Here is a 23,040-nt window from a genome sequence, read left to right as displayed (position 1 = left end):
TTTGTGGCCACCGCCTACGAGCCTCTCGACTCGCAGCACATCGCGAACCCGTACCCGCTGTTCGTGCACCTGAGAGCGTCCGAACCGGTGTTCTTCAGCGAGCAGCACGGATACTGGGTCGTCAGCCGGTACGAGAACGTGGTGCGGGTGCTCAGGGACCGCAGCTTCGTGGAGCAGTCCCATCAGCTCGATCCCCAGGTGCGCAAAGCACTTCAGTCCACCTTCTCGCCCCGGCGCATGGTCAGGCTGGAGCCGCTGGTCCGCGACTTCGCCAACCGCCTGATCGACGCCTTCCCGCGCACCGGCTACGGCGACTTCGTGGCGTTGTTCGCCGACCCGTTCCCCGCCATGGTCATGCGCGTCGCGATCGGCACGCTGTCACCGGAAGAGCAGAAACCGCTGGCGGGCTTCGACATGACGGTCAACGTGCTCGCGCTCGGCCTGCGCTCGCTGCTCGCCGGCCGCCGCGCGCACTGGATCGGCGTCGTCTCCGATCCCGCCACGATCCCGTCCGTCATCGAGGAACTGCTGCGCCACGAGGGCCCGATGGTGAGCATTTTCCGTTACGCCACCGAGGATGCGGAGATCGGTGGCCATTGGGTGCCGGCGGGGGCGCGGGTGCAGCTGCTGCTCGCCGCGGCAAACCGTGACGAGGCCGTCTACGGCTGTCCGGAGTCGTTCGACCCGTCGCGGCAGATGCCGACCGTGCATCTGTCGCTGGGAGCGGGGGAGCACTTCTGCGTCGGCGCGCCGCTCGCGCGCATGCAAACCAGGGTGGCACTGGAACAACTGGCGTCCCGGCTGCCCGAGCTGCGGCTCGCGCCTGGTCAGGAGATCACGTTCCGGCCCGACCTGCGCACGCGCGTGCCGGATCGGTTGATGGTGGAGTGGTGATCAGTTGCGGGTGTCGTACTCGCGCTGAGCTTCGAGCACGTCCGGCATGCGCTCCTCCAGCAGCATGATGAGCGACATCAACCGCTCCGCCGTCTCGAGCCCGAGCGGCGTGAGCGTGTAGTCGACGCGCGGCGGGTTCGTCGGCTGCGCCTCGCGGTGCACCAGCCCGTCCCGCTCCAGCGCGTGCAGCGTCTGGGACAGCATCTTCTCGCTGACGCCGTCGACGCGGCGGCGCAGTTCGTTGAACCGCAACGGGCCGTTGATGAGCGCACTCAGCGTGAGGCTGCCCCACCTGCCCGTGACGTGTTCCAGCGTCGGACGTGACGGGCACGCCTTGGCGAACACGTTGAACTCCATGCAGGCCATGATAGCTGGTGAGGGCGCTTACGAAAAGTAAGCGCCCTCACTTCAGAACGGCCAGTCCGCGTTCTGACCCGCTTCGAGAAGCGGCACCATCCTGAACGTCGCGTCCGTGAGGCCACCAAATTCGTGGCGGTTGGCCTTGCCGGTCGCGAACGCCGCCTGCTCGTAGCCACCCAGGTTGAAGCCGTAGATCGGCACGTGCCGCGGCACGGCCTCCGCGACGCCCTGGCCCCAGTGGCCGCCGATCGTCTGCATGTCCGAGATGATGAACACGCGGTCGTGGCCCCGGTAGGTGCGCTGCAGCGACCCGATGATGTCGGTGCCGTGCCCGACCTCACCGATCCGCTTCAGGAACCGGTCGACCTCGCGGATGACCGACGCGCCCGGCTTGACGTCGTGCCGGAACGTGCCGGTCGCGAAGCCGACGACGTCGACCTGCTCGCCCTTGGCGCCCAGTGCGACACCGAAGACCGCCGCGGCCTTGGCCGGGGTGACCTTCGACCGCGCCGAGATCGTGGTCTGCGTCATCGACGCCGAGGTGTCGACGAGGATCAGCGACCGGCCCGGCAGCGCGGGCAGGCTGCCCAGCGACGCCTGCAGCGCCTGGTCCAGGGCGTGGCCCCAGCGCAGGCTCGGCGCCGCCTCGTACGCCGACAGGAAGCGGAACGGGAACTGCCGCGAGCGCGCGACCTGACCGGGGTCGGCCAGTCGTGCCGCGACAGCCGCCGCGACCTCGTCGGACATGCCTGCCTCGTCGAAGTTCCTGAGGTTTCTCAAGAGCGCCATGTAACCCATCGACGGCGCGAGCGCCTCCCACACCTCACGGGTGAGCGGACCCTGCAGCCACCCGGCCACCGCCTCCCACGTCATCCCGGCGCGCCGGAGCACGTCCGCCGCGTCCGGACGCCCGAAGAGCGCCCGCCGCTCGGCGACCGGCCACGACATGAGTTCACGACGTGCCGCGATCACCCGCAGCGCCTCCGGAACAGCGGTCTCACCGTCCCGGCGCCGGTCCAGCACGTACTGGAACAGCGAGCCCTGCCAGTCGGCGGCGGGCGAGGGGTGCACGAGGTTCAGCACGTCGGCCATGCGGAAGCCACGGGCGTCGCTGTCCCACTTGAGGACCGCGCGCTCGTCGTAGAGCCGCTTGACCGCGTCCGCGATGCCGCGCTTGATCGGCTTCGGCACGCGCCGGCCGTTGGTGCCGGTCCAGTAGGCGAGGAGCTCACCCGGCTCGTCGGCACGCTGCAGCACGGAGTCGATGACGGCCCGGTTGGTCACGCCCGCGTCGGATTCGGCGAGAAGTCGCGCGAGCACGAACTCGGCCGCGCCGACGAGCGACGCGGTGCGCATGTTCGCCTCGCCGCGCAGCCACTTCAGCAAACGCGCGGTCCACACCGGATCCGTCAACGCGGCCTGGTGGACGAGCTCGGCGAACCGGGTGTCACGGCGGCCGCCGGACTCGTAGAAGGTGTCCTCGCCGCCCATGTTCGACACGGCGAGCAGGAACAGCTCGGACTTCGCGTCGCGGACGTGGCCGGCGCCGCCCTCGTAGGTGCGGACGGTCGGCATCGGCGCCGTGGCGACCGGGCTGGTGCCCGCCGGACGTGCGCGGAAGATGTTGAACTTCGCCATCGGCTCTTCCCCCTCAGGACAAAAGAAAGGGGAGCCCACAAACCCCACACGTGTCCGAGATCAAAGTCGCGGAAGGTACGTTGCTGCTCTACCGGATTGAGCTACGACCAGTGGCCGGCAGGATTCGAACCTGCAACCCGCCCGTTAACAGTGGAAGTAACCCTCTGCTTCGCACCGGACACGTGTGAAGTTGTGCGCTCCCGAGATCAAACTCGCCAACGGTGTGTTTGCGTTTTCGAGGCGAAGTAACCGTTGGCTTCGCACCGGGTGCTATTTCCATACAACCACGCCGGTCCAGCGATTTAGTTCCGGCCGGGGTGGAGTTTTGTGGGCGCCCGAGTTCAAGTCGCAGAAGGTGACGTGCTCACCGGGGTGAGCGAGACCGGCCGGAGCCGGCCTCAGGAGTCGAACCTGAGATACCGGAAGTAACCCTCTGCTGCGCACCGGGCGCAACTACATACAACCACCCGGCGCCAGCGATTTTCCTACGGCGCCGCCTTCACGAGCCGGCGCAGCAGGTAGAAGAGGCCGACGGTGAGCAGGAACCCGACCGCGCTGATCATCACGATCTGTTCGACCGTGTCGGCCTTCGACCCCGCGAACACGTACGCGGCACAAATGGGGACCGTGCCGATGAGGGTGTACAACATGAACTCCCGGAACGACACCCGGGACACTCCGGCGGACACGGACACGGTTTCGGCCATCATCGGAATGCCGCGCGCCACCCCGAAGAACCAGGGCCCGAACTGACGGCCCCAGCGCCGCATTTCGGTTAGTTCCTCGATGGTTACGACGCGGCGCACCAACCACGGACCCGCATAGCGCCCGAGCGCGTATCCTGCGGCAGAGGAACCCAGGGACCCGACGATTGCGAGCGCCAGCCCGACGGGCAGGCCGAGTGCCGTTCCCGCCAGCACGATGAGCGGGGTCGACGGCACGGGCAGCAGCACGTCCACGACGAGCAGGGCGAAGATCGCCACCGCCGCCCACACCGGGTCGATTCCGCGCACCCACGTCACGACTCCCTCGAAGTCGATCAGGTCGAGTGCCTCGAACACGATCCAGCTCAGCAGCACGAAGCCGAGCACGACGAACGGTATCCACTTCCACCGAACGCCCGTCTCATAACTCATCGGGTGATGGTCGCCCACCTCGATGCGCCGGACAATCCGCCAGTGGCGCAGGTTCCGCGAAGGAGACACACATGAGTGACGACCTCGTGCCGTTTCTGGGCCACTGGGTGCTCGATCCGGCGCGCTCCGCGTACACCGGCGGCACCCCGCCCAGAAGCGGTCACTACGACCTGCGCCTGGACGGTGACAGGCTGATGGTCAGCATCGAAGGCGTGCTGGGGTCGGGTGCTCCCATCCGCACCGGGTACACATTGGACCTGTGGCAGGACACGCCGATGAGCGTCGGCGCGGTCGACCGGGTGCGCACCGTGGTCGAGCCGCGCCGGTTCTGCACGATCGCCTACGCGGGCGCGCAAGCGGTTGCGCGCGCGTGGCGGATCCTCGGCAACCTCAACGAGATGACGATCGTCCAGTCGGCACCGGACGTGTTCGGCGTGTGGCGCGACGACGTTTCGGTGTACCGGAGGCAGTTCTAGAGGCTGTCGTGCCGCTCCAGCAGCGCTCTCAGCGCCGCCATCTCCGCGGCGAGCGCGGTGCGGCCGGCGTCGGTGATGTGCAGCCACGTCTTGGGCCGCCTGCCCTCGTAGCCCTTCTCGACCTCGACCAGGCCCGCCTGTTCCAGCACGGTGATGTGCCGCGACAGGTTGCCCGCGGTCAGCTCCAGCGCCGACTTCAGGTACGAGAACTCCACCCGTTTCGTCTCGGCCGCGATGGTCAGCACGCCGAGCCGGTGTCGTTGGTGGACGGTGTCGTCCAGTCCCGCCGTGGGATTCATCGGGCCATCTCTCGTCGCACAGAACCGATGATCCCGCCGACCAGCAGGACGACCGCGGGCAGCCCCGTGGTCGCGTACTGCTCGACCTGGTACGGCCAGTGGAGGTCGAAGCGGCCGGCTTCGTTCACGAACACCACGGCTGCGGCGAAGAGCGCAACGAACACCGTGCACACCGCGCTGCGCTCGACCCACGCGAGCCCGGCGAGTCCCGCGGCCAGCACGAACATCTGGCCGTACGGGTAGGCCGGGATGAAGTGCGCGAGACCGAACAACGCCAGCACCGCGAGGGCCGTCACGACCCGTCGGCGTGCGGTCCACGTGGCCGCCACGATCGCCACCACGGTGATCGGGAGCGCGATCTGCCAACCGACCTGGTTGAAGAACACCTTGCTCAGCACCGGCACCCCGACCAGCGGCAACAGCAGCGTGAAGATCGTGACCTGGGCGTAGAGCCTGGTCGGCGTCTCCACTCCGACCTGCGCCGCCCGCCAGCGGTACCACCAGACGACCGCGAGATAACCGCAGAGCAGGGCGATGATCCAGTAGATGTCGGCGGCCACGGTCGGCTCGTAGCTGCCGATCGGGCCGTTCAGCCGCCCGTCCGGATGCAGCCAGTGGTAGAGCCACGGCTCGTCCGCCACGCACGCGCCGGTCGTGCGGCAGTACTCGGGCACGTAGAACGGCGTGGCGCCCAACGTGATCAGCCCGAACAGCAGGAAGGGCAGCCAGTAGCCGTGCCGGTCGACACGTGCCCGCTTGCGCAGGTCGCTCAGCTCGATGAGCAGACCGGTCGGATCCCCCGTCATGATGCGTCCCCCAACGTCACTCGACTGCCATCAGGTTTGCATCGCAAACCAGATCCGTCAAGCACGGGGCCGGAACACCGTGACGACGACGCGCAGGCCGAGCAGGATGCTGATGATCAGCAGGTTGTAGCCGAACACCTGGTACAGCCCGATCTCCGGAACCACCTGCGGCCCACCGGACGACCCGAGCAGCAGCACCGCCATCACGCCCGCGGTTGCGCCCAGCACGGTCAGCATCACCTGGTGCAGCAGGCCGGTCAGGAACGAGCGGTCGCGCTCGTCCGCGAACAGCCGCATCGACATGCTCAGCCGGCCCTGCTCCATCGCGCCGGTGATCCGGTCGATTCTTCGCGGCAGCCGCCTCAGCATCGGCAGCACGGCTTGAAGTTCCTCGGTCAGCGTGCGCTGCACCGACTCCGGGGAGAGCCGCTCGGCGATCTGCTCGGTGGCGAACGACCGCGACTCCACGACGATGTTGAAGCCCGGTGAGAGCACCGCCAGCGTGCCTTCGAGCGTTGCCAGCGCGCGGAACACCGCCGCGATCTCCGGCGGGATCCTCAGCCCGAACCGCGACACGATCAGGAACAGGTCGCCGAACATCTCGACGTCCGGCCGCATGCCCGCGCCCAGATGCCTGGCCATGAACTGGCCGAGCGCGCGCTCCAGCCGTTGCTCGTCGATGTCCTCCGGCCGGGAAGTCAGTTCCAGCAACGCATCCGTGAGGCTCGCCGGGTCGCTGCGGTCGATCGCGATCAGCAGTCGTTGCAACGCCGACCGCAGCGCCGAGTCGATCCGCCCGACCGAGCCGAAGTCGAGCAGCCCCAGTCGTCCGTCATTGAGCAGCAGCACGTTGCCGGGGTGTGGATCGGCGTGGAAGACGCCGTCGAGCATCACCTGCCGCAGCACGAACCTCAGCAGCGTCCGCGCCAGGCCCTCGTCCTCGGTGGCGCCGCGCAACGGCACGCCGTCGAGCCGGTCCATGACGAGAACTCGAGAAGTCGACAAATGGACTTGTGGCAATGTCACCGAGGAGTCGGAAGCCGCTGCCACGGCCGCGATGTTGCGCGCCTCGACCTTGAAGTCGAGCTCCTCGCGCAACGCCGCCGCGAACCCCGCCGCCAGGTCCCGCACACCCAGCGCCGAGCCCCATCGCGTGCGCTGCAACGTTTCCGCGAGCCGTCCGACGATGTCCAAGTCGCCCTCGGCGACCGCGCGCACGCCCGGCCGTTGCACCTTCACCACGACCTCGGTGCCGGACTTCAGCACGGCCTTGTGCACCTGCGCGACCGAAGCGGCGGCCAACGGCTCGGGATCGACCGACGTGAAGGCATCAAGCCCGACCTCGGCGTCGAGAACCGCGCGCACGTCCTCCCACTTCGCCGGAGGAACCTTGTCCTGCAACAGGCTGAGTTCCTCGACGAACTCCTCCGACAGCAGGTCGGCACGAGTCGACAGCACCTGTCCGAGCTTCACGAACGTCACCCCGGCGTCCTGCAACGCGAGCCGCAGCGACCGCGCCAGGCCGGTCGACGAGCGTTCACGGCCGCGCAGGTAGGGCCCGAGCCCGTGCCGGAACGCGATCGCGGTGATCCGCGAGTACCGGCGCGTGCGGGCGATGCGGCGGCGCAGCATGCCCCACCACTCCGTCGGCGGTGGGATCGAACCGGTCGGCACGATGATCTCCGCGAACGCCAGCACGCCGATCACCGCGAGGAGCGCGATGCCCAGCTGGAGCGTGACCAATCCGGCCGACGGTTCGACGGTGGTCCCGCTGAACGCGCTCGACGCGACCGACATGGCGAGCAGGCACGCCAGCGCCGTGCGGATCAGTCCGATGCGCAAGCCGAGGATGCGGCGTGCGGCCAGGGCCATGCCCATGACCAGCAACGTGAAGGTGATCGGGAAGCCGATCGCGGTGACCAGGAAGTCCCCCATGATCGAAGCCTAATTACGCCTCTTGACTCTGGCTGGGCTCTCACGAAAGATCCGATGAATCGCCGCCCGCGTGGACCTGACCGCACATCGAAGTGAGGTGCCCGAAAGTGGTCGAACTCAACCGGCGCACGCTGATCGGAGGCGCGTTGGCCGGGGTAGCGGGCAGTGCGCTGCTCCCTGACATCGCGTCCGCGGGCGATGACTTCAACTGGCGTGACTTCATCGGGTCATCGGATCTCATCTGGAAGAAGATGCCGACGACCTGGTACGAGGGGCCGTATCTCGGCAACGGCTACCTGGGTTCCGGCATCTACGCCGAGCCCGCGGCCAATGCCATCAGATTCAACGTCCAGCACTCCCAGGTGCAGGACCACCGGCCGGAGTTCGGGGCGCTGTTCGGCCTCGCCCGGTTGCCCATCGGCTACTTCACGCTCGAACCCGTCGGCGCGATCACGGGCGTCGACCTGCGCATGGACCTGTGGAACGCCGAGCTCACCGGCACGATCACCACGGCCGCGGGCAGTCTGCGGATCCGCGCGTTCATCCACACCAAGCGCGATCTCTACGCCATCGACGTCCAGGCCAGCGAGGGCGAGCGCGCGTTCAAGTGGGTCTTCCACCCGCTCAAGGCGATCAGCCCGCGCACCGACCCGAAGTGGAACAAGCCGGCACCCGCGGGCTTCACCGACAACCCGCCCGTGCAGCTGACCAGCTCCGGTGACGTGCAGCTGGCCGTGCAGCCGTTGAACTCCGGTGGCGAGCACGTCACGGCGTGGCGCGAATCGACTCGTGGCACGCGCAGGACGCTCTTCACCAGCGTCACCTGGTCGCATCCTCAGAAAACCGCTGTGCCCAAGGCGATCAGCAACGTCCGGTGCGGCTCGATCGAAGGCCTCGCCGTTGATCACCGGTTGTGGTGGCACGACTTCTACCGCAAGAGCTTCCTGTCCATTCCGGACAAGAAGCTGCAGGCGTTCTACTGGATCCAGCTGTACAAATTCGCTTCCGCGGCACGGAAAGAAGCGCCCGCGATCGCGACCTGCGGGCCGTGGCTGGAGAACACGCCGTGGCCCAACACGTGGTGGAACCTCAACGTGCAGCTGGAGTACTGGCTGATCCACGGGTCCAACCACGTCGACTTCGACGCGGTCACGTACTCGGTCGACAGGTATCGGGACGTGCTCGTCGAACAGGTGCCGGCCGAGTACCGTCATGACTCGGCCGGCATTCCGCGCACCACCGACACCGTGCTGAACAACGGCGCGGGAATCGGCAACTCCGGTTACGGCGTGGGCATTCCCGGCAGGGACGTGCCGACGCCCGAGGTCGGCAACCTGACCTGGACGATGCACAACGTCTGGCTCACGTACCGGCACACGATGGACGAGCGGATCCTGCGGGGTGTGCTGTTCCCGTTGCTGCGCAGGGCCATCAACTACTACTTCCACTTCCTGACCAAGGGCGCGGACGGCAAGTGGCACCTGCCGATCACGTTCTCGCCCGAGTACGGCGTCAACTCCCCGGACACGAACTACGACCTCGCGCTGATCCGGTGGGGTTGCAAGACGCTGCTGGAGTCCGCGAAGTCGTTGCGCGTCAACGATCCGCTGATCCCGAAGTGGCAGGACACGCTGGCGAACCTGACGCCGTACCCGGTGGACGCGAACGGGTACATGATCGGCGCGGGCGTGCCGTTCGCGAAGTCGCACCGGCACTACTCGCACATGCTGCAGATCTATCCCTTGTACGAGGTCACCTGGGAGGACCCGGCGCAGCGCCAGGTCATCGAGACGTCGCTGAACCACTGGATCAGCTTCGAAGGCGCGTTGCAGGGCTACACGTTCACGGGTGCGGCGTCGATCTCCGCGCAGATGTTGCGCGGGGACAAGGCGGACTTCTACCTCGGCGAGCTGATGCGCCGGTACATCAAGCCGAACACGATGTACCAGGAGTCGGGGCCGGTGATCGAAACGCCGCTGAGCGCCGTGCAGTCCATGTACGACATGCTGTGCCAGAGCTGGGGTGGCGTGATCCGGGTGTTCCCCGCGGTGCCGTGGCCCGAGATCTCGCTGGACAACTTCCGGACGCAGGGTGCGTTCCTGCTTTCCGCGTCACGGCAGAAGGGCGCGACGCGGTGGATCAAGCTGCGCAGCGAGGCCGGGGCGCCGTGCGTGGTGCGCACGGACATCAAGGACCCGGTCGTGCGGGACCGCTGGGGCCGGCCGAAGCGTTTCTCGGTGCTGCCCAACGGAGATCTGCAGATCGAGCTGCGGCGGGGTGAGGAAGCCGTCATCCACCGCAACGGCGACCAGCCGGACCTGAAGGTCGGCCCGGTGATCGGCGCTCCGGTGCCGTCCTGGGGATTGCCCGGTTAGAAACGCCACCGGTGTTCCAGCGCGACGGCGGTGCGCTGGAACACCGGTGACGCGGCTTTAGAAGTCGAAGACCTTGCCGGTGAACGCCCGCATCACGCACGGGTTCGAGAACACCTGCTGGAAGTCGACCTTCTTGTGGCGCCACTTGCCGCGCAGCGTGGCCTTGGTCGGGTTCAGCTCCATCGTGCACATGGCGCCGGTCTCTTCCATTCTGCGGAAGTCGCCTTCGACGGGCGCGAGCTGGTCGCACGCCTCCTCGGCGTGCTTGTGCAGCCCTCCAGCGGGTTCACAGCTGAGCTGCGTGCTGCTGAGGGTGCCCATCTCCGGCTGCACCGACAGCACCAGGCCGGATGCGGGGAGAAGGGGTGCTGTCAGTGGCGCTGCGTGGGCCGTCGCGGGAACGAGCGGTGCTGCGAGAGCGAGACAGGCAAACAAGATTCGGGTCCTTGCCATGCCAACACTCTGGCGCGGCAAGGACCCGGAGTTCCATTCAACTCGGCAGTAGCCACCGGATCGTGTAAACCGCCGAAAGTGCGTGCAACTAGACGCCCGCGAGTTCCGTCCCGGCGAGTGCGGCGGCAACCTGCTTACCCACCGCAGCCATGCCATTGGCATTCGGGTGAACCGGGAACGCAAGACTCGTCGGAATGATGCCCTCGACCCACTTGTCCCAGGGTGCCGCGCACGTGTCGCGACCGAGGCTGATGTCGTAGGGGTTCACGAAAGTGGCACCGGCGGCTTTCGCCTGGGCGCCGAGCATTCCGTTGAGCTGCTGCTGCACGTTGTCGAGATACGGCACGTCGCCCTGGGAGATGGGCACGATCGGCCAGCACCCACCGGACGGCGGCAGGATCCGCAGGTAGCCGACCACCACGACCTCGGCCTTCGGGGAGCGTTGCTTGATGCCTGCGAGCACGGCGGCCACCTTGGCGGCGGTGGCGTTGACGCGTGCGGCGAGCGAGTCGCCGTAGTTGGCCTTGCAGGGCGCCCCGTGCGGGTCGAGCACGCTCTTCCCGGCGCAGGTCAGGATGATGTCGGAGAAGCCGATGTCGTTGCCGCCGATCGACACCGTGACCAGGTCCGTGTCGGGCTTGAGGGCGGAGAACTGCGGCACGGACTGCCCCGGGATTCCGGATTGGACGCCGGCCATGTCCTTGGTCTGCGCGCCGCCGCAGGAGATGTCGGTGAAGTTGGCGATGCCGAGCCGCCTGGCGAGGACGGACGGGTAGTTCTGGGTGGATTTGAAGCAGCTGAGCGGATCGAGGCGCTGCAGCGGGATGAACGGTCCGGAGACGAACGAATCTCCGAGTGAGACGTAGTTCCGGTACTTCGGCGCGGCCGTGGCGGAGGGGGCGAAAAGAGCCGCTATCAGGGCGGTGAGCAGGGAAACAACAGTCACTCGGCGCGTCATTGCTACCTCGTTACTGAAGAGTAGGAACGTAGGACGAAGGGTGACCGGACCATTGCGCAGTGTCAATCCCTCGACCAGGCTGGAACGATGACGGGGGTACGCAAAGCAGCTGTGGCATCGGCGGTCGGCAACACGATCGAGCTGTACGACTTCCTGCTGTACGGAACTGCCTCGGCGCTGGTGTTCGACAAGATCTTCTTCCCGCAGTTCGACACGCGCGTCGCCGTGCTGCTGGCGTTCGCGACGTTCGGCGCGGGCTTCCTCGCGCGGCCGTTGGGCGGCGCGGTGATCGGGCATCTGGGCGACCGGATCGGCCGGCGCGCGATGCTCGTGGTGACGTTGTCCGTGACAGGTCTGTCGACGGCGGCGATCGGCCTGCTGCCTACGTACGGACAAGTGGGCATCCTCGCGCCGCTGCTGCTGGTTCTGTTGCGGATCGTGCAAGGCTTCTTCATGGGCGGCGAACAGGGCGGCGCGTCGCTGATGGCCGTCGAGCACGCGCCACCGGGCCGTTGGGGCTGGTACGGCAGCTGGGTGTTCATCGGCTCGCCGGCCGGTGTCGTGCTGGCGAACCTGGCGATGTACCTGTCCTCGAAGGCTTCTGGTGCTCAGTTCCTGTCGTGGGGCTGGCGGTTGCCGTTCCTGTTCTCGATCGTGCTGGTCGGGATCGGCCTGTACATCCGGTTGCGGGTGACCGAATCGCCGCGGTTCGAGGCCGCGGAGAAGTCGCGGCTGCCGATCGCCGAGGTGCTGCGCGACCGGTGGCGCGTCGTGTTGCTGGGCGCGGGCGTGAACCTGGGCTTCACGATCTTCATCTACGTGCTGAGCGTGTTCATGATCGGTTACGGCCGCACGGCGTTGAAGATCTCCGCGGACGACCTGCTGGTGGCCACGGTCGTGGGTTCGTTCGCGCAGGTGATCGCGGTGCCGTTCTTCGGGTGGCTGTCCGATCGCGTCGGCCGGCTGCCGGTGATGTTCGGTGGCGCGATCTTCCAGGCGGGCTTCGCGTTCCCGTTGTTCTGGCTCACGGACGCGGGCTGGTTCACGTTCGCGATGGTGCTCGGTTTCGTGGGCTCGGCGGCGTTGTTCGGCCCGTCCGCGGCCTACTTCGCCGAGCTCTTCCGGACTCGGGTGCGGTATTCCGGGGTGGCGTTGAGCTTCCAGCTCGGTGCCGTGCTGGGTGGCGGGCTGGCACCGCTGGTCGCACAGTCGTTGCTGCGCACCGGAACCTGGGCCATCGCGCTGTACCTGGTCGCCGGTGCGGTGTTGTCCGGTGTGTGCTTGCTGGCGATCGGCTCAGCACACCAGGCGGAGCCGGCGGGCGGCGAGCCCGACGCTCAGCCGCTGACCCCAGCCGAGGCGTAGCGCGTCGCTCTCGATGCCGTCGCCGAACGCCACCAGCCCGTCGGACTCCACGTCGATGTGGAGTGGCTCGTCGGTGAGCTCGCCTTCGGTGTGCTCGATGCCGGTGCTCGGCGACGGCCACGCCTCCCGGACGAACCAGACGAGCTTTCGTTCGGTCGGCCCGGGGAGGGTTATCGCGCTTTTCCGTTCGCGGTGGGCACTTGAGCACCAGCCCGTCGCACCCGTGCCGCTGCCGACGAGGATGCCGGACGACGCCTGGCGCTCGTCGTGGACGCGGTACCGGCTGGTCTGGTGGCTCGGGTGGCCGACGTAGATCTCGTTGAGCGCGTAGAGGGTCTGGCCGTCGTCCGACCTGGCCTCGACCATCGTGCGGTCCTCGGTGTTCCCGGTGCTGTGCAGGAGTTCCCCGGCGTCCTCCGGTGCGTGCTTGGCGAGCACGCCCGGTTCCGGGTTGATGCCGATCACGGGCTGGCCGTCGAGGTACTTGGCGACGTTGGCGACCAGCCCGTCCTGCCCCACGATGACGACTACGTCCTCGGGCGCGAACAGGAACCGCGACAGGTCTTCCCTCTCGACCACGCCACGGCGCCAGTCCAGCGGGATGGCGGCGCTGACCTCTCCCAGCGCCCTGCGGGCCTGCTCGTCACGGTTCACCACCTCTGTGAGAGTTCTGTTGCGGGACTTCAGGAAGAACTCGACCTGGCCACGGGTGCCATGCCGTGCCAGCAACTCTGTCAGCTCGGTGCGCCGGTGCACCAGCACAATTCGCGGGGCGAGGCTCATTCCGCGAGCTTCCGCAGAACCGGCGCGAGCATGTCCGGCGTGATGGTGATGCTGCCGATCTCCGGGAGGTGGCCGGCGAGCTCCTTGGCCGCCATCGCGAGCAGCGTGGCCTGCGGGATCTCCTTGTACGCCTCGAGACGCGCCTTCTCACCCGCCGCCTCTGCCTCGGCGAGCTTGCGGATGCCCTCCGCCTTCGTGTCGTCGTAGACCCGGCTGGACCGGGCGTGGTCCTCGGCCTTCTTGAGCGCGTTCGCTCCTTTTTGGACGACCAGCAGCTCTTCCCGCTTGGCCAGCTCGATCTGGTTCTGCAGCTCGTTCTCGCTGATCGCCCGCTCCCGTTCGACCGCGAGCGCCCGGCGTTCGTAGGTGGCCTTGTCCGCCTCCTGCTGGACCTTCTCGCGGATCGTGGTCTGCAGCGCCTTCTCCATGTCGGAGTCGGGCCGGATCGCCACGACGCGGACGTCGATGATGTCGAGCCCGATGTGCTCCGCTGTGAGGTTCGCGCTCACGGACTCCTTGACCCGCTCCACGCCGGCACGCAGGGCGGTTTCCAGGTCCAGCGTCGAGAGGACCTTCAGCGCCAGCTGCTGGGCCCGCTCCGTCAGCATGCTCGACACCTGGCTCAGCGGGTCCTGGCGCCACGTGCCGGTGTCGGGGTCGATCGAGAAGTCGATCCTGGCGGTCGTGGTCTCGGGGTCGGTGCAGCGGTAGGTGACGGTGAGCTGGACCGTCACCTGCTGGTAGTCCTTGGTGCGGGCGTGGAACAGGGTGGGGAGCTCGCGGTCGTCCACCGGGACTTCACTGAGCACTGCGGTTCTCGGGCGGAACCAGAAGCTCAGGCCCGTGCCCTCGTGGATCAGCTTGCCCTTGCGGACGTGTCTGATGTGGACGGTGGGGGCTCCTCTGAGGTGCCTGAGTCCGGGGTAGCTGCTGATGTCGGCCATGCGGGTCGCTCCTTCGAGTGCTTGTCGTCGATCTGACGATAAGCCTATACTCGTCGGTGTGTACACGCCAAGTGATTTCCCTCCCTTCGCGGTCACGGTCGACCTCGTGGTGCTGACTGTGCGGTCTGACGCACTGTGTGCGCTGCTGGTTCGGCGAGGGGAGGCGCCGTATCGGGGGCGGTGGGCGTTGCCCGGGGGGTTCGTGCAGGTCGCCGAGTCGGTGGATGCGGCGGCTGTTCGCGAGTTGCGTGAGGAGACCGGGGTGTCCGGGCTGCACTTGGAGCAGCTCGGAACCTATGGGGAGCCTCGCCGTGATCCGCGGATGAGGGTCGTCTCCGTTGCGTACCTTGCGTTGGCGCCGGATCTGCCCGTACCGGTGGCCGGCACTGATGCCGCCGCGGCTTCCTGGGTGCCGGTGGACGAGGTTTCCGCGCTGGCGTTCGACCACGCGCGGATCTTGGAGGACGGGGTGGAGCGGGCTCGGGCCAAGCTGGAGTACACGCCGTTGGGCACCGAGTTCTGTGCTGCGGAGTTCACCGTGGCCGAGCTGCGGCGGGTGTACGAGATCGTGTGGGGGGTCTCGTTGGATCCTCGGAACTTTCATCGGAAGGTGACCGGGGTGGCTGGGCTGCTTGAGCCGACCGGAGAGACGACTACACGAGATGGGGGGAGGCCTGCGGCGTTGTTCCGGCGTGGTGGGGCTTCTGTGTTGTATCCGCCGTTGGTGCGGGTGCCTGTTCCTTAGGAAGGGACCGCTGGTGACCAGCCCTGAGGCGCAGATCTGGGAACGGTACGCCGCGAAGTACGAGCCGCGTCGCGCCGTCAACGCGGCCGGCGCGACGACGTGGCTCAACTGGGCCCAGTACCCGGACCACGGCCCCGACGAGACCGTTGAGGCAGGGTTCAGCAAGGTCGTGGCGGAAACTCTCGACGCTCCTGAGTCGGGCATGTCAGGAACCGTGCTGGTGCACGCACGTGCCGCAGGAGCTAGAGGGTGACCGAGTCGCCGGTGATGGCGGATTGTTTGGCGGCTTCGATCACTTCCAGGCCCGTCACGGCGTCTTGCGGTGAGACTGGGGCCCTACCGGCGGCTACGGAGGCGTAGAAGTCTTGGTAGGCGCCCGGTTCGGTGCGGTGCGGCTTGCCTGCCAGGGTGCCCCAGGCGGACTCGGGCTCCTCGCCCCAGCCTGGGCCGGCCGGGGTTTCGCCTGCCTTGAGACGGTCTTCCTGCGGGTCCATGCCGTACTTGACGTAGGCCGCGTCGTGGCCGAGGACTCGGAAGCGTGGGCCCAGGTCTGCTGCCAGGGCGCTCATCCAGAGGTGGGAGCGGACGCCGCCTTCGTGGGACAGGGAGAGGAAGACGTCGTCGTCGGCTCGGGCGCCGGGACGGACGGTGGCGATCTCCGCGTAGACGGACAGAGGGCGGCCGAACAGCGCGACGGACTGGTCTACCAGGTGGGTGCCCAGGTCGAAGAGGATGCTGCCGAGGTCCGCCGGGTCTCCGGATTCCTTCCAGGAGGACTTGATTTCCGGGCGGTAGCGCTCGAAGCGGGACTCGAACTTGTGGACTGCGCCCAAAGCGTTCGAGGACAGGAGCTTTTGGACGGTCAGGAAGTCACCGTCCCAGCGGCGGTTGTGGAACGGGACGAGCATGAGGCCGCGCGACGAGGCGATCGAGGCGAGGGCGCGGGCTTCGGCGGCTGAGGCGGCGAAGGGCTTGTCGACGATGACGTTGAGACCGTGTTCCAGGACCTGGCGGGCGTGGGTGGCGTGGAAGCGGTTCGGGGTGGTGATGACGACCAGGTCGAACTGGCCCGCCCAGACTTCGTCCAGAGAGGACAACAGCTGGGTTGAGGGGTAGCGGGAGCGCACCTCGGCTTGGCGGGCGGGGTTCGACGTGACCACGGCGGATAGTTCGAGGCCCGGGGTTGCCGCGATGAACGGGGCGTGGAAGGCCGCCCCACCTAGTCCGTAGCCGACCAGAGCTGTGCGCATGTGGTCAGACTAGGCGTTCGCAGCGGAGTCCTATTTGGACCGCGAGAACCGGAGGCGGGTGCGGCTGGTTACCGTGCGGTTGAGGCTTCGCGGCCGCCCGACCCTCAAAACCGCGCGAAAGTTTAAATGGTGTTTTCAATGTTACTGTTCAGGGGCATGAGTCAGGACATTCGCGAGTTCATCAGTCCCTTCACGGAGCTCTTGGCGTTCGGCGAGCCGACGCACCTGGAGCACGCTCACACCTGGGTTCGCAACGAGCTGTTCGAGCAGCTGGCCGCGCTGGGGTACCGCTCGATCGCCCTCGAAACCTGCCGGGTGCGCGGGGTGGTGGTCAACGACTTCGTCCTGCACGGCATGGGTGAGCTCGACACGGTCATGAAGGAAGGGTTCTCGCACCGGTTCGGCGAGTGGCCGGCCAACCGCGAGCTGGTCGCGTGGATGCGGGAGTACAACGCGGACAAGCCGCAACAGGACAAACTCGCCTTCTACGGCTTCGACTTCCAGACCGAGACGACCAGCGCGCCCAGCCCGCGGCCCTACCTGGAGCTCGCGCGCGACTACCTGGGTGAACAGGCGGACTTCAGCACCGACGACGAGAAGTGGAGCCGGGACGAGGCCGTCATGGACCTCACGAAGTCACCGGGCAAAACGCAAGAGGCCATCAGGTTCCGCGAGATCGGCACGGGCATGCTCCAGCGGCTGCACGCGCGCATGCCCGAACTGGTCGCCAACACGTCCTGCGAGGAGTGGAACAACGCCGAGCTGCACCTCACGGCCGCGCTGAGCCTCCTGCAGTACCACCGGGAGTGCGCCGAGCCGAACCCGTTGGGCGTGCGGCTGAACCGGTTGTGCCAGATGCGCGACGGTGTCATGGCGCGGAACCTGCTGGAGATCCGCAGGCTCGAAAAAGGCCGGGGGCCGACGTTCGTGCACGCCCACAACGCCCACCTGCAGCGCACCAACAGCAGCATGGAGATGGCGGGCGAGCGGATCGAGTGGTTCTCGGCGGGCGCGCTGGTGGCGCCGATTCTTGGTGATCAGTACACGGTCATCGCGGGCACCCTCGGCCGCAACGACAGCTTCGGGCTGGGCGAACCGGACAAAGCCACCCTCGAAGGGCAGCTGCAGAGCCGGTTCACGACCTGGGGCATGACGAAGGACATGCCCCAGGGGCCGGCGCGCACGGTCGCGGACGAGATCTCGTGGGCCTACTTCCCGCTCGACCAGCACCTCATGGCCGGGGTCGACGCACTGCTGCACGTCAGGGTTGGTCGTCCAGTGACGCGGTGATCCACGGCGCGACGGGCAGGTCGCGCGTCTCGCACTCGATGGCCAGCTTCAGGGTCCACCGCAGGGCTTGTAAGACCACGGTCGCGAGCTCCTGCGGTTGGCCGTTGGCCAGGGCGATCTCGATCTGCTCCGAGGCCGCGTCCTGGTCGCCGTGCACCTCGGCCAGCAACGCGCGGATCGCCGTGCGGACGGGCGGGTCCGCGTCGTCGATCTGGACTTCGTTGCCGTCCTCGTCGAACACCTGCATCTTCACCGGTGTCGCGCCGCCGGAGCCGAGCGCGCCGACCATGCTGCTGCACTCGGCGAACAGCAACAGCACCAGCTCACGGATCTCCTCGTTGCCCTCGGGAGACCCGCTGAGGTAGCCCGTCACGAGGTCCACCGCCACAGCGTCCTCACCGGCCCTGGCCGCGGCCAGCGCCTCACCGGCCACGGCGGTCAGCCGTGCCCAGCGATCTGGATCCTGTGGTGGTCTCACAGGTACTGCCTACCGCGCGGTGTGACGCGTTCGCAATGCCCCATCTTGATCAGAGTGCTACCGGGGTATGTCACTCCGCAGGTCAATGTGGGAATCAGCGGATCCACCTAGCATCGGGTGGTGTTTCGCACGCTGTACCGAACCGTCCTCGGCCCCGACCGCACTCGAGTGCTCGCGAAAGTGCTCGGCCGGTTCCGCGTACCCGCGTACGCGATGTTGATCATCTACGCGCTCGTGTGGGCGATCATCGGCAGCGTGGCCTACGTGGACCGAGCGCTTCCACCCGGTGCACCGGACCGCGGTGACGGCTGGTGGGTGCTCATCTTCTTCGTCACCCTCGGCTCGTACGTGCTGCTGATCCGGTCTCCGCTCTACGCCTGGCGACTGGCGGCGCCGGGGTTCTTCTTCATCAGCTTCATCATCGAGGGCGACCGCGCCGCGCCCTTCCAGTACTGGACCGCCATCCCGATCCTGATCGCGGTCGCGGCCTTCTACTCGCGCGGAATCGTCGTCACGGTCGCGTTGATCACCATGGCGATGGTTCCGTTCGCTGAGCCTCAGCGTGCCGCCTTGGCGTTTTACGTACCGCTCATCGTGGCCGTCGTCTATCTGTTCGGCGCGCGAGGACGGGCCGAACGAGAGCTCGAAGAAGAGCGCAGCTCCAAAGCGGCTCTTGAGGAACGTGCCCGCATCGCGCGCGAGATGCACGACGTCGTGGCGCACCACATGTCGATGGTGGTCGTCAGGTGCGAGACCGCGCCCTATCGTCTCAAGGGACTGAACGAGGAAGCCGAGAAGGAGTTCGCCGAGCTCGGCGACGCGGCGCGCGAGGCGATCTCCGACATGCAACGGTTGCTGGGCGTGCTGCGGACCAACGGCGCGGAGCCGGAACGGGAGCCGCAGCCAGGCATCAGCCGCATCCCCGAGCTGGCGAGGCCCGGCGACGAGGCTGAGGTCGACGTGGACGACGTGCCGGAGGCGGTCGGGCTCACGGCGTACCGGATCGTGCAGGAGGCGCTCACGAACGCCACCAGGCACGCGCCCGGCTCGAAGGCGTCCGTCCACGTGCACAAGAACGAAGGCCAGCTCGACGTGCTGGTGATCAACACCGCTGGTGGGCCGTCCATGGGCGGTGGCAGCGGGCAGGGGCTGGTAGGCATGCGCGAACGCGTCGCGGTGCACGGTGGCACGCTGACCGTGAAGTCCACCGAAGACGGCGGATTCATGGTCAGGGCGCGGATTCCGTTGGGGGACAAGTGATCAGGGTGGTCGTGGTGGACGACCAGGAGATGGTGCGCGAGGGGTTCTCCGCGCTGCTCAACGCCCAGGAGGACATCGAGGTCGTCGGCGCGGCGGGCAACGGCGTGGAGGGCGTCGCACTCGCGCGCAACGTCAAGCCGGACGTCGTGCTGATGGACATCCGCATGCCTGAAATGGACGGACTCACCGCGACTCGCCTGCTGCTCGACGGGTCGCTGGAGGCCAAGGTCCTCGTGCTGACCACCTTCGACCTCGACGACTACGTCTACGAGGCGCTGCAGGCCGGCGCGAGCGGGTTCCTGCTCAAGCACGCGCCCGCCCGCGAGCTGCTCAACGCCGTTCGCGTGGTGGCGGCGGGAGATGCGCTGCTGGCACCGTCGATCACCAAGCGGCTGATCGAGGACTTCGTGAAGTCACGCCGCACCGAACGCGTCCGGCCCGCGCAGCTCAAGGCGTTGACCGAACGCGAGACCGAGATCCTCGTGCTGATCGCGCAGGGCCTGTCGAACGTCGAGATCGCCGCGCATCTCGTACTGGCCGAGCAGACGGTCAAGACGCACGTGAGCCGGGTGCTGACCAAACTCGGGCTGCGCGACCGGGCGCAGGCGGTCATCGCGGCTTACGAGAGCGGGCTCGTAGTACCGGGGTAGTGGCGGGAAAACGGCACGTCAGAGGGACGATTGCGGTGTCGTCGTCTTCCTAGTTTCGGTTCATGCGCCGAGCCGTTCTGTTCCTCCTGCTGATCGCCGTTCCGTCGATCGCGCCGTCGATCGCAGAGTGGCGCGCCGACGTCGCCCGCCGGGTCGCGATCGTCGGTGATCTCGCCACCGCACGTGACGTCGTGATCGTCGTGCCGGGTTCCGACGTGGACGTCGACCGGTTCGACCGGACCGTCGGGAAGATGGCGACCAACCTGTACGAGCAGGCGCACCGCGACGACCTCGCGGTGATCGCGTGGCTCGGATACCGGACGCCGCAAGGGCTTGGGGTGGACGCCGCCACCGGTGGGCTTGCGCGCCAAGGATCTGCGGCGCTCGTCGAGTTCGTACGGGCCTTGCAGACCAACGCGCGGATCCACGTCTTCGGGCACAGCTACGGCTCGGTCGTGGTGGCTCTGGCGGCGCACGAGCTGGACGTCGACGACATCGTGTTCACCGGAAGTCCTGGTGTGCGGGCGGAATCGGTGTCGGAGCTGGGGACGAAGGCGCGCGTCTGGGCGCTGAGGTCGAGCGGTGACTGGATGCGGTTCGTGCCCAACGTGCGGCTCTTCGACCTCGGCCACGGCACCGATCCGACTTCGGACGACTTCGGTGCGACGGTGCTGCGGTTCGAGGGCGGAAAGCACGACACCTACTACGAACCGGGCAGCGAGACGCTCGCCGCACTCGTGCAGATCGCTTCGGGGGAGAAGAAGCTGTGAGGAATCCGTTCATCGATGCCGTGCGTGCCATCGCCGTCGTTGCTGTCGTGCTCGGGCACTGGCTCGTCACCGCGCTGGTCGACACGCCCACCGGCATGTACATAGACAGCCCGCTCAAACACTTACCCGAGCTCACACCGCTGAGCTGGGTGCTGCAAACGCTCGGTCTGTTCTTCTTCGTGGGCGGCTACGCGGCCGCCCACTCGAAAACTCCGTTCCTCGTCAGGCTGAAGCAGCTGGCCGTGCCGACGTCGCTGATGCTGGGCGCGTGGGCTGCTGTCCTCTTCGGACTGTCGATGCGCGGCGTCGACCAGGGCACCGCCTACAACATCGGCTTCCTGGTCACGACACCGCTGTGGTTCCTGGGCGTCCACCTGATCCTGCTGGCGATGAAGCCGTTGGTGCGCAAGCTGGACGAGTACTCGTGGGGTGTGCTCGTCCCGGTCGCTCTGGTGCTCGTGCTGCCGTACGCGGTGTGGTGGGCGGCCTGGCAGCTCGGCTACTCCTTGGCCCGCAAGAAGATCCCGGGCCCGCCGCTGCTCGTGCTGGGTGTCATCGGGTATGCGTTGCTGACGCACTTCGGCGGCTACCCGACCTCGGCGGTCGGCATTCCGGGCGCGGCCGTCTCGAACCTGAATCCGCCGAACTACGCGACGCTCGCGCTGGCGTTCGCACAGATCGGCCTGGTGCTCACGATCGCACCGTGGCTCACCAGGCTCGGCACGGCGAAACCGGTGAGGTGGCTGAACAAACGGGCGCTGGGGATCTTCCTGGCGCACCAGAGCGCGTTGATCACCGTGGCGCTGGCACTCAGCGCGTGGGGGCCGTTGCCGGGGCTCCAACAGCCACCAGATCATCCGGGCTGGGTGTGGCAACGACTGCTGTGGCTGCCGGTGTGCGCGGCAGTGACCTGGGGATGGCTCCGAGCGCTGCAAGGCCGATCGCCACGGCGTGCAGCACCACCACCGGAGGCGTCGGATCCAGTGCCAGCATCGGCGGAACGCACGCCAGCGCCGTGAGCAGCCACGGCAACCGGGTGTCGCAGCTGCCGGTGCGCGCGGTGTGGATCAGGTACCAGCCGAGCAGCAGGTGGATGAGGTTCTGCAACGGGTCCACCGGCAGCAGCACGAGCGTCCCGTCGCCGAGGAACCCGCTCACCACGAACCCGAGCACGCCCAGCGTCCCGAACGACACGCCCATCGCGGTCGCCAGCTGCGTGCGGCGCGACTCGTGCGAGAGCCGCGGGAACCCGACCATGCGCGCCTCGAACCGGTGGAACACCAGCACGAGCGGCAGCAGCAGGAACACCAGCCAGATCGGCGCCTGCGACACGCCCAGCAACCCGACGACCGCGCCGACCCCGGCCAGGTAGGCCAGGTACACCGTCATCGGCGCCCGGCGCGCGAAGTTCACGACGTGCCACGAACGGCCTTCGAGCCACGTGGTCATTCGCCCGCGGGCCAGCAGCGCCAGGCACACCTGCGCCACCCCGAGCACCATCGTCGAACGCGGGTAGTCGCTGAAGAACACCAGCGCGGGCAACGTGATCGCGCCCAGCGCCGCGAGCACCCGGCGGGAGATCTGCTGCAACGTGCCGTCGGCGTAGAAGAACCCGATCTGCTGCATCAGCAACGCGCCGACGATCAGGTTGACGTACCCGCCGGTCTTCCAGTCGGTCGACGTGCGCGCGACCTCGACGACGAGCGTGAGCAGCGTCAGCACGAACGGCGTGGTGCGGCGGAAGTGCTGGTGCAGCCACGCGGCGGCGGGCGTCGCGGCCACCGCGAGCAGGTAGACCCCGAGGAACCACAACGGATGCGTGATCAGCCGGCTGTACGCGTCGACCCGCACGTCCAGCAGGTTCAACGCCGCGAACAACACCACCCAGAGCAACACGAACGCGAGCACCGGCCGCAGCAGCCACGACGTCCGCGACGACACCCAGCAGCCGAAGCCACCCTCGTGCGCCTGCCAGGAACGAAGGTTCGCGTGCCCGCCCGCGAAGAAGAACAACGGCACCGCCTGCAACGCCCACAGCCACGCAGTGCCGTCACCGCGCAGATGAGCCAGCATCGCCACGGTCTCGCCGAGCACGAGGAGAGCGAGGCTGAACAGCCGTAAGAAGGTCGCATACCGGTCCTGCCGGGCGTAGGCCTGCTCCAGCGGCAACGAGTT

The 23,040-nt window shown here is 67.6% G+C and carries 23 protein-coding genes; 11 read left to right on the top strand and 12 right to left on the bottom strand.

Annotated features, from left to right (window positions below; all coding sequences use genetic code 11):
- Window positions 1–3: 3 nt before the first annotated feature.
- A complete protein-coding gene (locus ABZX92_RS06635) occupies window positions 4–894 on the top strand; it encodes a cytochrome P450 (RefSeq protein ID WP_355554776.1) in 891 nt (296 codons plus the stop codon).
- On the opposite strand, the gene ABZX92_RS06630 is transcribed toward ABZX92_RS06635, so the two are convergent.
- The 3 genes from ABZX92_RS06630 to ABZX92_RS06620 all read right to left on the bottom strand — a co-directional run bounded on the left by ABZX92_RS06630 (window position 895) and on the right by ABZX92_RS06620 (window position 4,028).
- On the bottom strand, window positions 895–1,251 hold the full coding sequence (locus ABZX92_RS06630; RefSeq protein ID WP_355554774.1) for a helix-turn-helix domain-containing protein: 357 nt from the start codon (window positions 1,249–1,251) through the stop codon (window positions 895–897). It lies immediately after the preceding gene.
- A 51-nt stretch (window positions 1,252–1,302) separates the two neighbouring features.
- A complete protein-coding gene (locus tag ABZX92_RS06625) occupies window positions 1,303–2,892 on the bottom strand; it encodes a TROVE domain-containing protein (RefSeq protein ID WP_355554772.1) in 1,590 nt (529 codons plus the stop codon).
- A 485-nt stretch (window positions 2,893–3,377) separates the two neighbouring features.
- Complete coding sequence (locus ABZX92_RS06620; RefSeq protein WP_355554770.1) at window positions 3,378–4,028, bottom strand: VTT domain-containing protein; 651 nt, start codon at window positions 4,026–4,028, stop codon at window positions 3,378–3,380.
- A gap of 71 nt (window positions 4,029–4,099) precedes the next feature.
- Between ABZX92_RS06620 and ABZX92_RS06615 the strand changes: the two genes are divergently transcribed.
- Window positions 4,100–4,504, top strand: coding sequence for a hypothetical protein (locus ABZX92_RS06615; protein ID WP_355554768.1), 405 nt, complete (start codon window positions 4,100–4,102; stop codon window positions 4,502–4,504).
- Here the strand turns inward: ABZX92_RS06615 and ABZX92_RS06610 are convergent.
- From ABZX92_RS06610 to ABZX92_RS06600, 3 genes are read right to left on the bottom strand one after another with little or no spacing between them, the layout of a single operon-like run.
- A complete protein-coding gene (locus ABZX92_RS06610) occupies window positions 4,501–4,803 on the bottom strand; it encodes a transcriptional regulator (protein WP_355554766.1) in 303 nt (100 codons plus the stop codon). The two genes, ABZX92_RS06615 and ABZX92_RS06610, sit on opposite strands and share 4 nt — an antisense overlap.
- Entirely contained in the window at window positions 4,800–5,609 is an 810-nt protein-coding gene (locus ABZX92_RS06605) for a hypothetical protein (protein ID WP_355554765.1), read from the bottom strand. The genes ABZX92_RS06610 and ABZX92_RS06605 overlap by 4 nt, the downstream gene beginning before the upstream one ends.
- Before the next feature lie 57 nt (window positions 5,610–5,666).
- Window positions 5,667–7,544, bottom strand: a complete 1,878-nt coding sequence (locus tag ABZX92_RS06600; RefSeq protein WP_355554763.1) for an AarF/UbiB family protein — start codon at window positions 7,542–7,544, stop codon at window positions 5,667–5,669.
- 107 nt (window positions 7,545–7,651) lie between these two features.
- Between ABZX92_RS06600 and ABZX92_RS06595 the strand changes: the two genes are divergently transcribed.
- Complete coding sequence (locus ABZX92_RS06595; protein ID WP_355554762.1) at window positions 7,652–9,919, top strand: Tat pathway signal sequence domain protein; 2,268 nt, start codon at window positions 7,652–7,654, stop codon at window positions 9,917–9,919.
- Between the two features lie 57 nt (window positions 9,920–9,976).
- Here ABZX92_RS06595 and ABZX92_RS06590 read toward each other — a convergent pair whose 3' ends face one another.
- Together ABZX92_RS06590 and ABZX92_RS06585 are read right to left on the bottom strand one after the other, a co-directional pair.
- Complete coding sequence (locus ABZX92_RS06590; protein WP_355554760.1) at window positions 9,977–10,240, bottom strand: SSI family serine proteinase inhibitor; 264 nt, start codon at window positions 10,238–10,240, stop codon at window positions 9,977–9,979.
- Window positions 10,241–10,460: 220 nt separating this feature from the next.
- Entirely contained in the window at window positions 10,461–11,330 is an 870-nt protein-coding gene (locus ABZX92_RS06585) for an SGNH/GDSL hydrolase family protein (RefSeq protein ID WP_355554758.1), read from the bottom strand.
- An 87-nt stretch (window positions 11,331–11,417) separates the two neighbouring features.
- On the opposite strand from ABZX92_RS06585, the gene ABZX92_RS06580 reads away from it, so the two are divergent.
- Window positions 11,418–12,695, top strand: a complete 1,278-nt coding sequence (locus tag ABZX92_RS06580) for an MFS transporter (RefSeq protein WP_355554756.1) — start codon at window positions 11,418–11,420, stop codon at window positions 12,693–12,695.
- Here ABZX92_RS06580 and ABZX92_RS06575 read toward each other — a convergent pair.
- Together ABZX92_RS06575 and ABZX92_RS06570 are read right to left on the bottom strand one after the other, a co-directional pair.
- Window positions 12,627–13,478 (bottom strand): hypothetical protein, encoded by an 852-nt coding sequence (locus ABZX92_RS06575; protein WP_355554754.1) that lies wholly within the window; start codon window positions 13,476–13,478, stop codon window positions 12,627–12,629. The genes ABZX92_RS06580 and ABZX92_RS06575 overlap by 69 nt on opposite strands.
- Window positions 13,475–14,422 (bottom strand): SPFH domain-containing protein, encoded by a 948-nt coding sequence (locus ABZX92_RS06570; RefSeq protein ID WP_355554752.1) that lies wholly within the window; start codon window positions 14,420–14,422, stop codon window positions 13,475–13,477. The genes ABZX92_RS06575 and ABZX92_RS06570 overlap by 4 nt, the downstream gene beginning before the upstream one ends.
- Before the next feature lie 58 nt (window positions 14,423–14,480).
- Between ABZX92_RS06570 and ABZX92_RS06565 the strand changes: the two genes are divergently transcribed.
- Together ABZX92_RS06565 and ABZX92_RS06560 are read left to right on the top strand one after the other, a co-directional pair.
- Window positions 14,481–15,167: an NUDIX domain-containing protein gene (locus ABZX92_RS06565; protein WP_355554750.1), complete on the top strand. Its 687-nt coding sequence runs from the start codon at window positions 14,481–14,483 to the stop codon at window positions 15,165–15,167.
- A 13-nt stretch (window positions 15,168–15,180) separates the two neighbouring features.
- Window positions 15,181–15,420, top strand: a complete 240-nt coding sequence (locus ABZX92_RS06560) for a hypothetical protein (protein ID WP_355554748.1) — start codon at window positions 15,181–15,183, stop codon at window positions 15,418–15,420.
- Here the strand turns inward: ABZX92_RS06560 and ABZX92_RS06555 are convergent.
- Complete coding sequence (locus ABZX92_RS06555) at window positions 15,410–16,417, bottom strand: Gfo/Idh/MocA family oxidoreductase (protein ID WP_355554746.1); 1,008 nt, start codon at window positions 16,415–16,417, stop codon at window positions 15,410–15,412. The genes ABZX92_RS06560 and ABZX92_RS06555 overlap by 11 nt on opposite strands.
- A 156-nt stretch (window positions 16,418–16,573) precedes the next feature.
- On the opposite strand from ABZX92_RS06555, the gene ABZX92_RS06550 reads away from it, so the two are divergent.
- On the top strand, window positions 16,574–17,707 hold the full coding sequence (locus ABZX92_RS06550; protein ID WP_355554744.1) for an erythromycin esterase family protein: 1,134 nt from the start codon (window positions 16,574–16,576) through the stop codon (window positions 17,705–17,707).
- On the opposite strand, the gene ABZX92_RS06545 is transcribed toward ABZX92_RS06550, so the two are convergent.
- Window positions 17,679–18,185 (bottom strand): hypothetical protein, encoded by a 507-nt coding sequence (locus ABZX92_RS06545; RefSeq protein ID WP_355554743.1) that lies wholly within the window; start codon window positions 18,183–18,185, stop codon window positions 17,679–17,681. The two genes, ABZX92_RS06550 and ABZX92_RS06545, sit on opposite strands and share 29 nt — an antisense overlap.
- A 120-nt stretch (window positions 18,186–18,305) precedes the next feature.
- On the opposite strand from ABZX92_RS06545, the gene ABZX92_RS06540 reads away from it, so the two are divergent.
- From ABZX92_RS06540 to ABZX92_RS06525, 4 genes are all read left to right on the top strand, one after another.
- Window positions 18,306–19,445: a histidine kinase gene (locus ABZX92_RS06540; RefSeq protein WP_355554741.1), complete on the top strand. Its 1,140-nt coding sequence runs from the start codon at window positions 18,306–18,308 to the stop codon at window positions 19,443–19,445.
- Window positions 19,442–20,095 (top strand): response regulator transcription factor, encoded by a 654-nt coding sequence (locus tag ABZX92_RS06535; RefSeq protein ID WP_355554739.1) that lies wholly within the window; start codon window positions 19,442–19,444, stop codon window positions 20,093–20,095. Before ABZX92_RS06540 ends, ABZX92_RS06535 begins: the two co-directional genes overlap by 4 nt.
- Window positions 20,096–20,157: 62 nt before the next feature.
- Complete coding sequence (locus tag ABZX92_RS06530; protein ID WP_355554737.1) at window positions 20,158–20,865, top strand: alpha/beta hydrolase; 708 nt, start codon at window positions 20,158–20,160, stop codon at window positions 20,863–20,865.
- Window positions 20,862–21,884, top strand: a complete 1,023-nt coding sequence (locus ABZX92_RS06525; protein WP_355554735.1) for an acyltransferase family protein — start codon at window positions 20,862–20,864, stop codon at window positions 21,882–21,884. Before ABZX92_RS06530 ends, ABZX92_RS06525 begins: the two co-directional genes overlap by 4 nt.
- Window positions 21,885–23,040 lie beyond the last annotated feature (1,156 nt).

The organism is Lentzea sp. NPDC006480, from assembly GCF_040611995.1.
Classification (GTDB): domain Bacteria; phylum Actinomycetota; class Actinomycetes; order Mycobacteriales; family Pseudonocardiaceae; genus Lentzea.
Note: the sequence above shows the minus strand (reverse complement) of the source record. Positions and strands in the feature narration are given on the sequence as shown.

Excerpts from the sequence above, each read along its gene's own strand:
- ABZX92_RS06580 (WP_355554756.1), top strand. The coding sequence starts at position 11,418 with ATGACGGGGGTACGCAAAGCAGCTGTGGCATCGGCGGTCGGCAACACG.
- ABZX92_RS06570 (WP_355554752.1), bottom strand. The coding sequence starts at position 14,422 with ATGGCCGACATCAGCAGCTACCCCGGACTCAGGCACCTCAGAGGAGCC.
- ABZX92_RS06605 (WP_355554765.1), bottom strand. The coding sequence starts at position 5,609 with ATGACGGGGGATCCGACCGGTCTGCTCATCGAGCTGAGCGACCTGCGC.
- ABZX92_RS06615 (WP_355554768.1), top strand. The coding sequence starts at position 4,100 with ATGAGTGACGACCTCGTGCCGTTTCTGGGCCACTGGGTGCTCGATCCG.
- ABZX92_RS06575 (WP_355554754.1), bottom strand. The coding sequence starts at position 13,478 with ATGAGCCTCGCCCCGCGAATTGTGCTGGTGCACCGGCGCACCGAGCTG.
- ABZX92_RS06620 (WP_355554770.1), bottom strand. The coding sequence starts at position 4,028 with ATGAGTTATGAGACGGGCGTTCGGTGGAAGTGGATACCGTTCGTCGTG.
- ABZX92_RS06610 (WP_355554766.1), bottom strand. The coding sequence starts at position 4,803 with ATGAATCCCACGGCGGGACTGGACGACACCGTCCACCAACGACACCGG.
- ABZX92_RS06530 (WP_355554737.1), top strand. The coding sequence starts at position 20,158 with ATGCGCCGAGCCGTTCTGTTCCTCCTGCTGATCGCCGTTCCGTCGATC.
- ABZX92_RS06555 (WP_355554746.1), bottom strand. The coding sequence starts at position 16,417 with ATGCGCACAGCTCTGGTCGGCTACGGACTAGGTGGGGCGGCCTTCCAC.
- ABZX92_RS06600 (WP_355554763.1), bottom strand. The coding sequence starts at position 7,544 with ATGGGGGACTTCCTGGTCACCGCGATCGGCTTCCCGATCACCTTCACG.
- ABZX92_RS06625 (WP_355554772.1), bottom strand. The coding sequence starts at position 2,892 with ATGGCGAAGTTCAACATCTTCCGCGCACGTCCGGCGGGCACCAGCCCG.
- ABZX92_RS06590 (WP_355554760.1), bottom strand. The coding sequence starts at position 10,240 with ATGGGCACCCTCAGCAGCACGCAGCTCAGCTGTGAACCCGCTGGAGGG.
- ABZX92_RS06630 (WP_355554774.1), bottom strand. The coding sequence starts at position 1,251 with ATGGAGTTCAACGTGTTCGCCAAGGCGTGCCCGTCACGTCCGACGCTG.
- ABZX92_RS06550 (WP_355554744.1), top strand. The coding sequence starts at position 16,574 with ATGAGTCAGGACATTCGCGAGTTCATCAGTCCCTTCACGGAGCTCTTG.
- ABZX92_RS06585 (WP_355554758.1), bottom strand. The coding sequence starts at position 11,330 with ATGACGCGCCGAGTGACTGTTGTTTCCCTGCTCACCGCCCTGATAGCG.